This is a genomic window from uncultured Streptococcus sp., from assembly GCF_963545685.1.
GTDB lineage: Bacteria > Bacillota > Bacilli > Lactobacillales > Streptococcaceae > Streptococcus.
The window spans coordinates 1-13,849 of record NZ_CAUUKN010000004.1; the positions used below are offsets into that span (position 1 = coordinate 1).

Here is a 13,849-nt window from a genome sequence, read left to right on the forward strand (position 1 = left end):
AAAAAGCTCTATAATCTCTACGGTGGTTTTACCCACTACAGAAATTATAGAGCCCTTTTTTCTTTGTCAAACAAAAGATACTGCCAAGTGATAGTATTTTCTTATCACCTTGATTATGTTTAAGTATTAGTTAAGATTAGTGATTTTTGTTACAATTAGAATAATCAATCTCAAAGGGAGACAATTATGAAACTTAAAAAAATTCTTGGAATTACGGGTGTAGCCATTGCTTCAGTAGCTTTGCTTGCTGCATGTTCATCTAAATCATCAAAAGAAGCATCTAAATCTTCAAGTGGCAAAGAAACAATTAACTTTGCTACTGTTGGGACAACAGCACCATTCTCATATGAAGAAAACGGTGAATTGACCGGTTACGATGTGGAAGTGGCTAAAGCAGTCTTTAAAGACTCTGATAAATATGAAGTGAAATTCCAAAAAACAGAATGGTCTTCAGTGTTTACAGGTCTTGATGCAGCTAAATACCAAATGGCCGGTAACAACATCTCTTACTCAGAAGAACGTGCCCAAAAATATCTCTTCTCATATCCAATTGGTGTCACACCTGCTGTTTTGACTGTTCCAAAAGATAGTGATATCAAGGAATACGATGACATTGCTGGACACTCAACACAGGTTGTTCAAGGAACAACGACAGCTACTCAATTGACTGAATTTAATGAGAAGCATTCAGACAACCCAGTTGAACTTAACTACACAAACGAAAATATTACACAAATGTTTACAAACTTGAATGAAGGTAAGTACGATTTCAAGATTTTTGATGCACCAACTGTTAATTCAATCATCAAAAATAATAAGTTGAACAACTTGAAGACCATTGAACTTGAGTCTGATGAACAACCATACATTTACTTCTTGTTTGCAGATAATCAAGAGGACCTTCAAAAATTTGTAAATAAACGTTTGGAAGAACTCCTAAAAGATGGTACTTTAGCTAAATTGGCTGAAAAATTCCTTGGAAACCAAAACTATATTCCAGCTGAAGATGCTTTGAAAGTTCCTGGAAACAAATAAGAATAAGGCTGAGGATAGATTTTTCTCAGCATTTTCTTATAAATAAAATTTAGTATAGGTTATAGCTAATAGCTATAGAGATATACAATTATAAACAATTTGCTACAATTCTCATCCTATGGGATAATAATTTTACACTTAAAACAATTAAAGGGAGTTCGTTATGAAACTAAAAAAAATTCTTGGTATTGCAGGATTGGCAGTCGCTTCAACAGTAGCATTGGCTGCTTGTGGCGCTGGTGGTAACAAAGCTGCTAAAGATGATAAAACATTGACAGTTGGTGTCATGACTTTGGATGATACAACTGAGCCATTGTGGGACAAAGTCAAAGAATTGGCTAAAGACAAGGGTGTTACAATTGAATTGAAAGAGTTTACAGACTATAATCAACCAAATGAGGCTCTTAAAAATGGTGAAATCGACGTTAATGCTTTCCAACACATTTATTTCTTGAACAACTGGAACAAAGAAAATAATGGTGATATTGTTTCAGTAGCTGATACACTTCTTAGCCCAATTCACCTTTTCTCAGGAACTGAAAACGGTAAAGCTAAGTATAAGGATGTTAAAGAGCTTCCAGAGGGAGCTACTATCTCGGTACCTAATGATGGTACAAATGAAAGCCGTGCTTTGACTCTCCTTCAAACAGCTGGTTTGATTAAGTTGGATGTTAAAGATGGCGAATTGGCAACTATCAAGAACATTTCTGAAAATCCTAAGAATTTGGATATCAAAGAAATCTCTGCTGAACAAGCTGCCCAAACTCTTTCATCAGTAGATGCCGCAGTTGTTAACAACTCATATGCACAACAACAAAATGTTGACTATGATACAACCCTCTTCCAGGAAGATCCAAGTCAAGATTTGAAAGAATGGGTTAACATCATTGCAGCTAATAAAGATTGGGAAAAATCAAACAAAGCCGATGCTATCAAGACTTTGATTAAGGCTTACCAAAATGATGAAGTTGCCCAAATCATTTTTGATGCCTCTAACAAGGTTGACCTTCCAGCATGGGAAGGTGCTCCAACCCAAGATCAATTGAAAGCTAATTCGAAGAAATAATCTAAGGGCAAAGGGCGTGTGAGAGCACGCCGTTTTGTCGTATATGAAGGAGACGATTTGATGGCATTTCCTAGTGAAGAAGAGCAGTTACGGAAGTTTCGTAATGATGAAGTTGCTCAGCACTATTTTGAAGTTTTAAGAACTTTGATTTCTAAAAAATCTATTTTTGCTCAAAATATTGGTCTCTATGATGTGGCTGCTTACCTCGGTGAAATTTTTTCTCGTGTAGGGGCAGAGGTAACTATTGACGAGACCTATACAGCACCTTTTGTCTTGGCGAAATTCAAGAGTCCAAACCCAGATGCTAAGACGATTATCTTTTACCAACATTATGACACTGTTCCAGCAGACAATGACCAACCGTGGACGGATGATCCTTTCCGTTTGACGGTTCGTAAGGGTTACATGTATGGTCGTGGTGTCGATGATGATAAGGGGCATATCACAGCACGGTTGACAGCTCTTCGTAAGTATATTCGTGAAGTCGGAGATCTTCCTGTTAATATTACGTTTATGATGGAAGGGGCCGAGGAGTCTGCTTCGACTGACCTTGGAAAATATTTAGAAAAATACCGTTATGACCTTCTTCCAGCAGACTTATTGGTTTGGGAACAAGGGAATCGAAATAGTAAAGGTCAGTTAGAAATTACAGGTGGCAACAAGGGGATTATTACCTTTGACTTGTCTGTCGAGAGTGCGGATGTTGATATCCACTCTAAATTTGGTGCGGTTATTGAATCTGCTTCGTGGTACTTACTCAATGCTATTTCAAGTATGCGTGATGATCAGGGACGTATTCTTATCGACGGTATCTATGAAAAAATTATCCAACCAAATGAACGTGAGATGGATCTTATCGAGACTTACGCCATTGAAAATGCAGATAGCCTTCGTAAGATTTATGGTCTAAAACTACCAATTTTGGAAAGTGACCGTCGTGCTTTCTTAAAAACTTATTATTTTGAGCCGGCCCTTTCTATTGAAGGTATTTCGACAGGTTATCAGGGGCAAGGTGTTAAGACCATTCTGCCAGCTCAAGCCAAAGCTAAGATGGAGATGCGCTTGGTCCCTGGTTTGACACCTGAGTATGTTTTGGATTGTATCAAGGCTCACCTCAAAAAAGAGGGGTTTGACCGTATCAAGGTAACCTTCACTCTTGGTGAAGAAAGTTATCGGAGTGATATGTCAGATCCAGCTATTGTCAACGTTATTGAGTTGGCAAAAGGATTTTATGAGGAAGGTGTCGCTGTACTTCCAACAGCTGCAGGTACAGGTCCTATGCATATGATTTATCAGACTTTGGGTGTTCCTATGGCAGCCTTTGGCATGGGGAATGCTAACAGTCGTGACCATGGTGGGGATGAAAATGTTAGCCTAGCAGATTACTACACCCATATTGAACTAATTAAGGAGTTAATTGCAAGTTATGAGTAATGTCATTATTGATTTGAAAAATATTGATATCACCTTTACGCAGAAACGCCGCACTATTCAAGCGGTTAAGGATGTCTCTATCCAGATTGAAAAAGGTGATATTTACGGAATCGTTGGTTATTCAGGGGCTGGTAAATCTACCCTTGTTCGTGCTATCAATCTTTTACAAGTACCTACAGCTGGTAAAATCACCATCGGTAAAGATGTTACTTTTAAGGACGGTCAGGTCCAATTGACGACAAAAGAATTGCGTCAGAAACGTCAAACGATTGGGATGATTTTCCAACACTTTAATCTGATGGCCCAAAAGACGGCTTATGAAAATGTGGCCTTTGCTCTTCGTCATTCTAAACTAAGTAATGAAGAGAAAGACAAAAAAATTCGTGATCTTTTGGAGTTGGTTGATTTGGCAGATCGTGCCGAAAACTATCCTGCACAATTGTCAGGTGGTCAAAAACAACGTGTAGCGATTGCGCGTGCCTTGGCCAACGATCCAGAAATCTTGATTTCAGATGAGTCTACATCAGCTCTAGACCCTAAGACAACTAAACAAATCCTTTCACTTTTGCAAGATTTGAATAAAAAACTTGGTTTGACAGTGGTTATGATTACTCACGAAATGCAAATCGTCAAAGACATTTGTAACCGTGTGGCTGTTATGCAAAATGGACAACTTTTGGAAGAAGGTAGTGTTCTTGATATCTTCTCAAATCCACAAGAGGATTTGACAAAAGAATTTATTGAAACTGCAGCGGGGATTGAAGATGCCTTGGCTAAGATTAATGCGCAACCTTTGGTGAAAAATTTACCTGAATCTGCCCTTCTTGTTCAGCTTAAATATGCAGGTTCTTCAACAGATGAACCCCTCTTGATTGAAATCTTCAAAGACTATGGCGTTTCAAGTAATATTCTTTATGGGAATGTTGAGATTCTAGGTGACACCCCTGTTGGTGAATTGGTCGTTGTTTTGGATGGCGATTCTGACAAGGTTGTTGCTGCGCAAAAAGCGATTGAAAATGCAGGTGTAAGCTTGCGAGTACTTAAGAAAGGAGCCCAATAATGGCAGATTGGATTCAACAAAACTTTCCAGATATTTATCGTATCGGTATGCAGGGGGTTAACTCTTGGCCAGATGCCATCTACGCGACACTTTATATGACTGTGATTTCCTTCATCATTGGTGGGCTTCTCGGTCTCATTATGGGACTCTTCTTGGTATTGACAGGTCCTCGCGGTGTCATTGAAAATAAATTTGTTTTCCAAATCTTGGATTCAATTACTTCAATCTTTCGTGCCATTCCTTTCATCATCCTCTTGGCGATTTTGAAAGGTTTTACTTACTTTATCGTAGGGACTAACCTTGGTATGACAGCGGCTTTGGTTCCATTATCAGCTGCAACCTTCCCATTCTTTGCGCGTCAAGTACAGGTGGTACTTGCAGACTTAGACCGTGGAGTGATTGAAGCAGCACAAGCTAGTGGTGCAAGTCTTTGGGACACGATTAAGGTTTATCTTGTCGAAGGACTCCCAGAATTGGTTCGTGTATCAACAGTGACTTTGATTTCCCTTGTGGGTGAAACTGCCATGGCTGGAGCTATCGGTGCAGGTGGTCTTGGTTACATCGCCATCTACTATGGATATAATCGCTCAAGTACATCAGTTACCGTTTTGGCAACCTTCTTAATCTTGATTCTGATTTTCCTTATTCAGTTTATCGGTGATTTTTTGACCCGTAAATTGAGCCATAAATAGAATGTGAAAGCCTGTTTGTCACAGGTTTTTTTCATATCTTGACGATTTCGGTAATTTATCATAATATGGAAACTGTCGAATGCTTTGTGGTTGCGTTAACCACAAAAAGGAGTTAATTAGTTATGAAACGTTTTATTTCAGCTTGGAATAGGACCAGTCTGATTAAGCGTATTGCCATTGGTGTGGTAATTGGCGCTATACTTGGTTTACTGATTCCAAAAATTACGGTTATTGGTCTTTTGGGAGACATGTTTGTTGGTGGATTAAAGGCGATTGCACCACTCTTGGTTTTCGCTTTAGTGGCGAATGCCCTCTCTCAAACACGTGAAGGCCAGCAGAGTAATATGAAGACAGTTATTGTGCTTTATCTCTTTGGTACTTTTGCGGCTGCTTTGACAGCTGTTATTTCTCACTATATTTTTCCAATTTCCCTAAAATTAGGAGCAGCCTCAGCTACTAAGGCGACTGCGCCTCAAGGGGTCGGTGAGGTCTTTAAGGATTTGTTGCTTAAAATGGTAGACAATCCTATCAACGCCTTGTCTCAAGCCAATTACATTGGTGTCTTAGTATGGGCTGTCGTTTTTGGTTTTGCCATGCGAACAGCTAGTAAGCACACTAAAGAATCGCTGCATACCTTAGCAGAAGTAACTTCTCAAATCGTACGTTGGATTATTAATCTAGCGCCATTTGGTATCCTTGGTCTTGTCTTTAATACGATTTCTGAGAATGGCGTAGGTGTTTTGGCAGATTATGGTGTCTTAATCCTTGTTTTAGTTGGAACAATGGCCTTTGTTGCCTTGGTTGTTAATCCTATTATTGCCTTTGTGATGATGGGTAAAAATCCTTTCCCATTGGTTTTCCGTTGTTTGAAAGATTCAGGGATTACAGCCTTCTTTACTCGCTCGTCAGCGGCTAATATTCCCGTTAATCTTCAACTTTGTGAGGACCTTGGCTTGAATCCAGATACTTATTCGGTTTCTATCCCTCTAGGGTCAACTATTAACATGGCAGGAGCGGCTGTGACAATCAATGTTTTGACGCTTGCTGCAGTAACAACTTTGGGAATTGAGGTTGATTTTGCGACAGCCCTTATTCTTAGTGTAGTTTCAGCTATTTCTGCTTGCGGTGCTTCAGGTATTGCAGGAGGTTCCCTTCTCTTGGTGCCAGTGGCATGTAGCCTCTTTGGGATCTCAAATGATTTAGCCATGCAAGTTGTTGGTGTCGGCTTTATCGTCGGTGTCATCCAAGACTCTTGTGAAACAGCTCTTAACTCTTCAACAGATGTTCTCTTTACAGCAGTAGCGGAAAAGAGTCGTTGGAAGAAAGCTTAGGTAAGTAATGTATGGTCAGCCTTTTGGGCTGGCTTTTTGATTTTAGAAGAAAACATAGGTAAAGACTATAACTAGCTCAAGAATTTGACAACTTTAAAATAGCTATAAAATATGGTAAAATAAACCTTTCTAAGAGAAAAGGTGAAATATTTATGACTAATAACTTATTGGTGCTCCAATCAGACTTTGGCTTGGTTGACGGTGCTGTTTCGGCTATGATTGGTGTGGCCCTTCAAGAAGAACCTAGTTTGGGAGTTCATCACCTTACACATGATATTACTCCCTACAACACTTTTGAAGCTTCCTATCGTCTGTTTCAGACTGTCGAGTACTGGCCAAAGGGAACAACCTTTGTTTCAGTAGTTGATCCGGGTGTAGGGTCATCACGTAAAAGTGTGGTTGCCCTAACAAAGACGGGTCAATATATCGTCACACCAGACAATGGAACACTTTCTTATATCAAGAAGGTTATCGGTATAGTGGCTGTCCGTGAAATTTCAGAAGTTCAGAATCGTCGTAGTAATACCGAGTTATCTTATACCTTCCATGGTCGTGATGTTTATGCATATACAGGTGCCAAATTAGCCTCTGGGCACATCACTTTTGAAGAAGTTGGCCCAGAGTTGCCTGTGGAAGAAATTCTAGAACTTCCTGTAGTGAAAACTATCATAGAGGAAAATCTAGTTCGTGGTGCGATTGATATTTTGGATGTCCGTTTTGGCTCTCTTTGGACCTCTATCACACGTGATGACTTTTACGCTTTGGAACCAAACTTTGGTGATCGTTTTGAAGTGACTATCTTTAACAATGATATGTTGGTCTATCAAAATCAGGTTACCTATGGGAAATCGTTTGCGGATGTTCGTATTGGTCAGCCAATTATTTATATCAACTCTCTCTATCGTGTCGGTCTAGCCATTAACCAAGGGTCTTTTGCCAAGGCCTATAATGTTGGTGTAGGATCCAACTGGCACATTGAAATTAAACGTTTAGGAGATTAAAGTAAGATTATGAAAAATAATTCAATTCGTACGGTCGTTGCGACAGGTATTGGTGCAGCACTCTTTATTATCATTGGTATGTTTGTTAATATTCCTATTTTTGGAAATACAAGCATCCAACTTCAGTATGCTGTCCAAGCTCTATTTTCAGTTGTTTTTGGGCCTATTACAGGTTTCTTTATGGGCTTCATTGGTCATGCGCTTAAGGACGGTATCCAATATGGAAATATCTCATGGGCTTGGGTCCTTGCTAGTGGTATTACAGGTCTTGTTATTGGTCTATTTAGCAAAAAATATGACGTAACAACGGGTAAGTTCTCTATAATGGGTATGATTTGGTTTAACCTAGCGCAAGCATTGGGACTACTTATTGCTTATGGTGTTGTGACGCCAATCGGTGATAGAATCCAATTTGCTCAAGCCTGGTCATATCTTTATGCACAAAGTTTCGTAGCTGGTGTAGCTAACTTTATTACAATTGCAATTGGGGGAACACTCCTTCTTGCCATTTATGCTAGCTCACGTACACAATCTGGTAGTCTTACCAAAGACTAGAATAAGTTATAGGAGAGTGGGACTGTCAGCTTATTGTGATATCTCCTCTCTTTTTTATTAGAAACATGAATAAATACATTAGTTTTAATCAGTTTACATTTCAATATGATGCACAAGCAGAACCAACCCTCAAGGATATTAGCTTTGATATTGCCAAGGGAGAGAAGGTCCTCATTTTAGGTCCTTCTGGTAGTGGAAAATCAACTTTGGCCCATTGCCTCAATGGTATCATACCTAATATTCATAAGGGACAGGCGAAAGGTCAGGTTCTTATCGATGGCCAGGATGTTTTCACGCAGTCTATCTACGATAAGTCACAGTTAGTGTCTACAGTATTACAAGATCCGGATGGTCAGTTTATTGGCTTAACAGTAGCTGAAGACTTGGCTTTTGCCTTGGAAAATGATTGTGTCAATCAAAGTGCGATGAAGGACAGGGTATCCCTCTGGGCTGAAAGCTTGGATTTGGGTTCTCTTTTGAATCATCGACCTCAAGATTTATCAGGGGGACAAAAACAACGGGTCAGTTTGGCTGGTGTCTTGATTGATGAGAGTCCCATTCTTTTATTTGATGAGCCTTTAGCAAATTTAGATCCTAAATCAGGACAGGAAACTATTAATCTCATTGATAAGATCCACGAGGAAGTGGGAGCTACGACGATTATTATTGAGCATCGTCTAGAAGATGTTCTTTATCGTCCCGTTGACCGGATTTTACTGGTTAATGATGGTACCCTCCTCTTTAACGGTAGTCCAGATGAGCTTTTATCGAGTACACTTTTGTTGGAAAATGGGATTCGAGAGCCCCTATATCTGACTGTTTTACGTCAGTTGGGATTTGATACAACTAGAGCACAAAATCTTAGCCAACTAGATGCTTTGGATTTGTCTGGATTAGGTCTGCCAGATAGAGTATTGAGAGATAAAACGGAAGCTTCGAACAATTCTATTTTGGAGGTTGAGGGACTGAAAGTTGGCTATGGAGATAATCAAATCGTCATTGATGATATATCCTTTAGTTTAAAAAAAGGCGAACGTATAGCAATTGTTGGTAAAAATGGAGCTGGAAAGTCTACTCTTGCCAAGGCTTTGTGTGGTTTTATTCCTAGTCAAGGAAAATTAACCTATTTGGGTCAGGATATTTGTCAAGATAGTATTGCTGAGCGTTCAGAACGTATAGGCTTTGTTTTACAAAATCCTAATCAGATGATTAGTCAAGCCATGATTTTTGATGAAGTCGCACTAGGTTTGCGCTTGCGAGGTGTTGAAGAAACAGAGGTTGAAGAGCGCGTTCATGAGGTTTTGAAGACCTGTGGACTTTATAGTTTTCGTAAATGGCCTATTTCTGCACTCTCCTTTGGTCAGAAAAAACGTGTGACCATTGCATCTATCTTGGTTTTGAAACCTGAAATCATTATCTTGGATGAGCCAACGGCTGGTCAAGATTATCAAACTTACACGGATATCATGAAGTTCTTGGATGGTCTTCAGAAAAAAGGCCATACGATTGTGATGATTACCCATGATATGCAACTCATGTTGGAATATAGCGATCGTTGTCTAGTTGTAGTCGATGGAGAAATTATTGCAGATGATAATCCTGTTGCCATTCTCAATCAGAAGAACCTGCTTGAGTCAGCCAATCTCAAGCAGACATCTCTTTATAGCTTAGGTCAGAAGTTGTTATGTGATCCGGTAGAAGTAACCCAGTATTATATAGAAAAAGGAGGCCCGTATGTCTAATCGTTTAATAGGTTATCAACCAGGTCGAGGTTTCCTCTATGATTTGTCTGGGGCGAGTAAGATGCTATTCTTTATCTTGGTTTCAGTTGCTTGCATGGCTACCTATGATCCACGCTTTATCCTAGCAGTAGGGCTATTTTCAATTTATCTCTTTTATTTGGCCAACATTCATTGGAGGGATATTTCTTTTGTTGTGAAGATCATTGGCTCGATTGCCCTTTTTAATCTACTTATGGTCTATCTCTTCGCACCTAGTTATGGTGAAGAAATTTATGGGGCTAAGACGGTTCTGATTGAAGGATGGGGGCGTTTCTATTTAACCAGTCAGGAGCTCTTTTATCTTGTCAATCTTCTGCTTAAGTATTTTTCAACAGTCCCTCTTGCCATCCTTTTTCTTATGACTACCCATCCCAGTCAGTTTGCGGCTAGTCTTAATCAGATTGGTATTCCCTATAAATTTGCTTACTCCGTCAGTTTGACCTTACGTTATATTCCAGATGTTCAAGAAGAATTCTTTACGATTCGTAAGGCTCAAGAAGCGCGTGGTTTGGATTTGTCACAAAAAGTGGGACTGGTCAAACGTATTCGTAGGAATCTACAAATCGTTCTCCCTCTGATTTTTTCGTCACTCGAACGTATTGATACTGTATCGACGGCTATGGAATTACGCCGATTTGGTCGCTACAAAAAACGTACCTGGTATGTGCACAAATCCTTGACCAAACAAGATTATCTTGTCATCGTATCAGCTACTCTTTTATTAGGAATTAGTCTGGGGTTGATTTATCTTAACCATGGGCGTTTTTACAATCCATGGATGTGAAGTTGTTTTTCAGTGAGTTCTAAATAAACGAAAAGTTCTGAGATGTTTACAGCATCTTCAGAGCTTTTTTAGATTTTTGTTCCCAATTTTTGAACAATATTTGTGTGACATTTTCAACAAATTACTTTATTCTGAAAGCGTTTTTTGTGGTATAATTAAAGTGGCGTCGATATTATTAAGGAGGAAATTATGTCTAATCTTTCAGTAAATGCTATCCGTTTTCTAGGGGTAGATGCGATTAACCAAGCTAACTCTGGTCACCCTGGTGTGGTAATGGGTGCAGCTCCAATGGGTTACACTTTGTTTACTAAGCAATTGCATGTCAATCCTGAAGTTCCAAATTGGATTAATCGTGACCGTTTTGTTTTGTCAGCAGGGCACGGTTCAATGCTTCTTTATGCGCTCCTTCATTTGTCAGGATTTAAAGATTTGAGCATTGAAGAGCTTAAACAATTCCGTCAATGGGGTTCTAAGACACCTGGTCACCCAGAATTTGGTCATACAGCTGGTGTAGATGCTACCTCTGGTCCACTTGGGCAAGGTATTGCTACAGCTGTTGGTATGGCACAAGCTGAACGTTTCTTGGCTTCTCGTTACAACAAGGAAGGCTTCCCAATCTTTGACCATTATACTTATGTTATTGCGGGGGATGGTTGCTTTATGGAAGGCGTTTCTGCTGAAGCATCATCTTACGCTGGTCTTCAAAAATTGGATAAATTGATTGTTTTGTACGATTCAAATGATATCAACCTTGACGGTGAAACTAAAGATTCATTTACTGAAGATGTACGTGCACGTTATGAAGCTTATGGTTGGAATACTGAATTTGTTCAAGACGGAACAGATGTCGAAGCTATCAACGCTGCTATTGAAAGTGCAAAAGCAAGTGGTAAACCATCTTTGATTGAGGTTAAGACGATTATTGGTCATGGTGCTCCTAATAAACAAGGAACTAACGGTGTCCACGGTGCTCCTCTTGGACCAGACGAAACAGCAGCTGCAAGAGAAAACTTGGGTTGGGACTATGCTCCATTTGAAGTTCCAGAAGAAGTTTATGCTGATTTCAAGGAAAATACAGTTGATCGTGGTCGTCAGGCCTATGACGCTTGGGTTGCTTTGGTAGATGAGTACAAACAATCTTACCCAGAACTTGGTGCTGAACTTGCACGCATTCTTGAAGGTAAGGATGCAGTTGAATTCCAAACTTCAGACTTCCCAGCTCTTGAAAATGGTTATTCACAAGCAACTCGTAATTCAAGTCAAGATGCTTTGAATGTTATTGCTGATAAAGTGCCAACATTCCTAGGTGGCTCTGCGGATTTGGCTCACTCAAATATGACTTACATTAAATCTGACGGTCTACAAGATGATGCACATCGTCTTAACCGTAACATTCAATTTGGTGTACGTGAGTTTGCGATGGGAACAGTCTTGAATGGTATGGCTCTCCATGGTGGACTTCGTGTTTACGGTGGTACCTTCTTCGTATTCTCAGACTATGTAAAAGCAGCAGTTCGTTTGTCTGCACTCCAAGGACTTCCAGTTACTTATGTCTTTACTCACGACTCTATTGCAGTCGGTGAAGATGGACCTACCCATGAACCAATCGAACATCTAGCTGGACTTCGTGCTATTCCAAACCTTAATGTCTATCGTCCAGCAGATGCGCGTGAAACACAAGCTGCATGGTATCAAGCTGTAACTTCTAAATCAACACCTACAGCACTTATTTTGACACGTCAAAACTTGACTGTTGAAGAAGGAACAGATTTTGATAAAGTTTCAAAAGGTGCCTATGTTGTTCATGAAACAGCAGCAGATTTTGATACGATTCTCCTTGCGTCTGGTTCAGAAGTAAATCTTGCAGTAGCATCAGCAAAAGCTTTGGAATCAGAAGGTTACAAAGTTCGTGTTGTAAGTGTTCCATCAACAGATGTCTTTGATGCACAAGATCAAGCCTACAAAGAAGAGGTTCTTCCAAATGCAGTTCGTCGTCGTGTAGCAATCGAAATGGCAGCAAGTCTACCATGGTATAAATATGTTGGTTTAGACGGTGCTGTCATTGGAATTGATAGATTTGGTGCCTCAGCTCCAGCTGCTAAAATTATTGAAGAATATGGCTTTACAGTAGAAAATGTCGTTGAAACAGTAAAAGGTATGAACTAAGATAATTTGAATTCTTAGACATGTTAAAAAACATTGGTTGTAAGGACCAATGTTTTTTGTCTAATGAAGAAAGGACACTTAGGACCGTTAACGATGTATTTGAGACACTGGGTGGTCCAATCTATTATGGTGCAGACCCTCATTTCTCTAACTACTTTGCAAAACAGGGTAAGGACTTTGATATTGAGGTTGCTATCAATAACCATGGGATAACTCTGTAGGTATTCAGGATATCTTAGTCTATCTAAGGCATTTTATTTCAAATATCCTAAATAATCGAATTTTTCTAGTGTTCGATTGTCTGCGACTACTAAAATGATTCCTTTGTCAGGTAGTTTATTTTTGGGGTCAAAGTGAGTGTTTAACCTACCGTTTTCCACATCTCTAAAACCAATAACGTTGACGTTATAAGTTTGTCTTAGATTTAAAGTATGCAAGGACTTTCCAGCCCAGTCATTAGGGATTTTCAACTCAATTAAAGCCACGTCATCCTCTAAATGAAAAATACTTGAAATGTTATAGCGGAGTATGGTTGAAGCCAAGTCTCTTGCTGTGCTACGCTCAGGAGTGATGACCAAATTGGCCCCCATTCCGTAAAGCACTTCCTCATAATTGTTATTCGTAGCTTTGGCGATAATATTTGTAATGCCAAGTTTTTTACATTGCAGGAGCGCCAGTGCAGAAGATTCTAAGTGTTCCCCAGTTGCAATAATGACCGTATCGCAAGTATCGATACCAGCGGAGCGTAGAAAGTCAATGTCAGTAATGTCACCAACAGCGGCCTTGGTCACCTGATCAGCAAGGGAATCAATTATTGTAGAGTTGTTGTCCAAGGCAATGACATCTTGTCCAAAAGAGGAGAGTTCGGTTGCAATAGTTTGTCCAAAGATTCCCAAACCGAGGACCCCAATAATTTGTGTTTTCATATAAAATCCTTTCAGAAT

At 39.6% G+C, this 13,849-nt stretch carries 12 protein-coding genes and 1 pseudogene; 12 read left to right on the plus strand and 1 reads right to left on the minus strand.

The genetic code is table 11. The features are described 5' to 3' along the window. Positions 1-186: 186 nt before the first annotated feature. The 12 genes and pseudogenes from RWZ99_RS01430 to RWZ99_RS01485 form a co-directional block, all read left to right on the plus strand. Positions 187-1,035 carry an amino acid ABC transporter substrate-binding protein gene (locus tag RWZ99_RS01430; RefSeq protein WP_314675922.1) on the plus strand — a complete coding sequence of 283 codons (849 nt, stop codon included), beginning with the start codon at positions 187-189 and terminating at the stop codon, positions 1,033-1,035. A 163-nt stretch (positions 1,036-1,198) separates the two neighbouring features. Further along, positions 1,199-2,101: a MetQ/NlpA family ABC transporter substrate-binding protein gene (locus tag RWZ99_RS01435; protein WP_314675923.1), complete on the plus strand. Its 903-nt coding sequence runs from the start codon at positions 1,199-1,201 to the stop codon at positions 2,099-2,101. Between the two features lie 60 nt (positions 2,102-2,161). After that, complete coding sequence (locus RWZ99_RS01440; RefSeq protein ID WP_314675924.1) at positions 2,162-3,535, plus strand: M20/M25/M40 family metallo-hydrolase; 1,374 nt, start codon at positions 2,162-2,164, stop codon at positions 3,533-3,535. Next, the gene (locus RWZ99_RS01445) at positions 3,528-4,595 is read left to right on the plus strand and encodes a methionine ABC transporter ATP-binding protein (protein ID WP_314675925.1); all 1,068 of its coding nucleotides are present in this window, start codon (positions 3,528-3,530) and stop codon (positions 4,593-4,595) included. Before RWZ99_RS01440 ends, RWZ99_RS01445 begins: the two co-directional genes overlap by 8 nt. Further along, complete coding sequence (locus tag RWZ99_RS01450) at positions 4,595-5,287, plus strand: methionine ABC transporter permease (protein WP_314675927.1); 693 nt, start codon at positions 4,595-4,597, stop codon at positions 5,285-5,287. Before RWZ99_RS01445 ends, RWZ99_RS01450 begins: the two co-directional genes overlap by 1 nt. 122 nt (positions 5,288-5,409) lie before the next feature. Next, the gene (gene sstT / locus RWZ99_RS01455; RefSeq protein ID WP_314675928.1) at positions 5,410-6,618 is read left to right on the plus strand and encodes a serine/threonine transporter SstT; all 1,209 of its coding nucleotides are present in this window, start codon (positions 5,410-5,412) and stop codon (positions 6,616-6,618) included. A 152-nt stretch (positions 6,619-6,770) separates the two neighbouring features. Next, on the plus strand, positions 6,771-7,619 hold the full coding sequence (locus RWZ99_RS01460; RefSeq protein WP_314675929.1) for an S-adenosyl-l-methionine hydroxide adenosyltransferase family protein: 849 nt from the start codon (positions 6,771-6,773) through the stop codon (positions 7,617-7,619). A 9-nt stretch (positions 7,620-7,628) separates the two neighbouring features. Further along, complete coding sequence (locus tag RWZ99_RS01465; protein WP_314675930.1) at positions 7,629-8,174, plus strand: ECF-type riboflavin transporter substrate-binding protein; 546 nt, start codon at positions 7,629-7,631, stop codon at positions 8,172-8,174. Between the two features lie 65 nt (positions 8,175-8,239). Continuing rightward, entirely contained in the window at positions 8,240-9,916 is a 1,677-nt protein-coding gene (locus tag RWZ99_RS01470; RefSeq protein WP_314675931.1) for a DUF3744 domain-containing protein, read from the plus strand. Then, the gene (locus RWZ99_RS01475) at positions 9,909-10,739 is read left to right on the plus strand and encodes an energy-coupling factor transporter transmembrane component T (RefSeq protein WP_314675932.1); all 831 of its coding nucleotides are present in this window, start codon (positions 9,909-9,911) and stop codon (positions 10,737-10,739) included. The genes RWZ99_RS01470 and RWZ99_RS01475 overlap by 8 nt, the downstream gene beginning before the upstream one ends. A 189-nt stretch (positions 10,740-10,928) precedes the next feature. Next, positions 10,929-12,905, plus strand: coding sequence for a transketolase (tkt, locus tag RWZ99_RS01480; protein WP_314675934.1), 1,977 nt, complete (start codon positions 10,929-10,931; stop codon positions 12,903-12,905). 86 nt (positions 12,906-12,991) lie between these two features. After that, a pseudogene (locus RWZ99_RS01485) lies at positions 12,992-13,137 on the plus strand (L-ascorbate 6-phosphate lactonase); the annotation flags it as partial. Positions 13,138-13,159: 22 nt separating this feature from the next. Here RWZ99_RS01485 and RWZ99_RS01490 read toward each other — a convergent pair. After that, the gene (locus RWZ99_RS01490) at positions 13,160-13,831 is read right to left on the minus strand and encodes a TrkA family potassium uptake protein (protein WP_314675936.1); all 672 of its coding nucleotides are present in this window, start codon (positions 13,829-13,831) and stop codon (positions 13,160-13,162) included. Between the last annotated feature and the right edge of the window lie 18 nt (positions 13,832-13,849).

What these genes read in the sequence shown, in the direction of transcription:
- RWZ99_RS01445 (WP_314675925.1), top strand. Translation starts at nt 3,528, where the DNA reads ATGAGTAATGTCATTATTGATTTGAAAAATATTGATATCACCTTTACG.
- RWZ99_RS01435 (WP_314675923.1), top strand. Translation starts at nt 1,199, where the DNA reads ATGAAACTAAAAAAAATTCTTGGTATTGCAGGATTGGCAGTCGCTTCA.
- RWZ99_RS01475 (WP_314675932.1), top strand. Translation starts at nt 9,909, where the DNA reads ATGTCTAATCGTTTAATAGGTTATCAACCAGGTCGAGGTTTCCTCTAT.
- RWZ99_RS01430 (WP_314675922.1), top strand. Translation starts at nt 187, where the DNA reads ATGAAACTTAAAAAAATTCTTGGAATTACGGGTGTAGCCATTGCTTCA.
- RWZ99_RS01490 (WP_314675936.1), bottom strand. Translation starts at nt 13,831, where the DNA reads ATGAAAACACAAATTATTGGGGTCCTCGGTTTGGGAATCTTTGGACAA.
- RWZ99_RS01465 (WP_314675930.1), top strand. Translation starts at nt 7,629, where the DNA reads ATGAAAAATAATTCAATTCGTACGGTCGTTGCGACAGGTATTGGTGCA.
- RWZ99_RS01470 (WP_314675931.1), top strand. Translation starts at nt 8,240, where the DNA reads ATGAATAAATACATTAGTTTTAATCAGTTTACATTTCAATATGATGCA.
- RWZ99_RS01460 (WP_314675929.1), top strand. Translation starts at nt 6,771, where the DNA reads ATGACTAATAACTTATTGGTGCTCCAATCAGACTTTGGCTTGGTTGAC.
- tkt (WP_314675934.1), top strand. Translation starts at nt 10,929, where the DNA reads ATGTCTAATCTTTCAGTAAATGCTATCCGTTTTCTAGGGGTAGATGCG.
- RWZ99_RS01450 (WP_314675927.1), top strand. Translation starts at nt 4,595, where the DNA reads ATGGCAGATTGGATTCAACAAAACTTTCCAGATATTTATCGTATCGGT.
- RWZ99_RS01440 (WP_314675924.1), top strand. Translation starts at nt 2,162, where the DNA reads ATGGCATTTCCTAGTGAAGAAGAGCAGTTACGGAAGTTTCGTAATGAT.
- sstT (WP_314675928.1), top strand. Translation starts at nt 5,410, where the DNA reads ATGAAACGTTTTATTTCAGCTTGGAATAGGACCAGTCTGATTAAGCGT.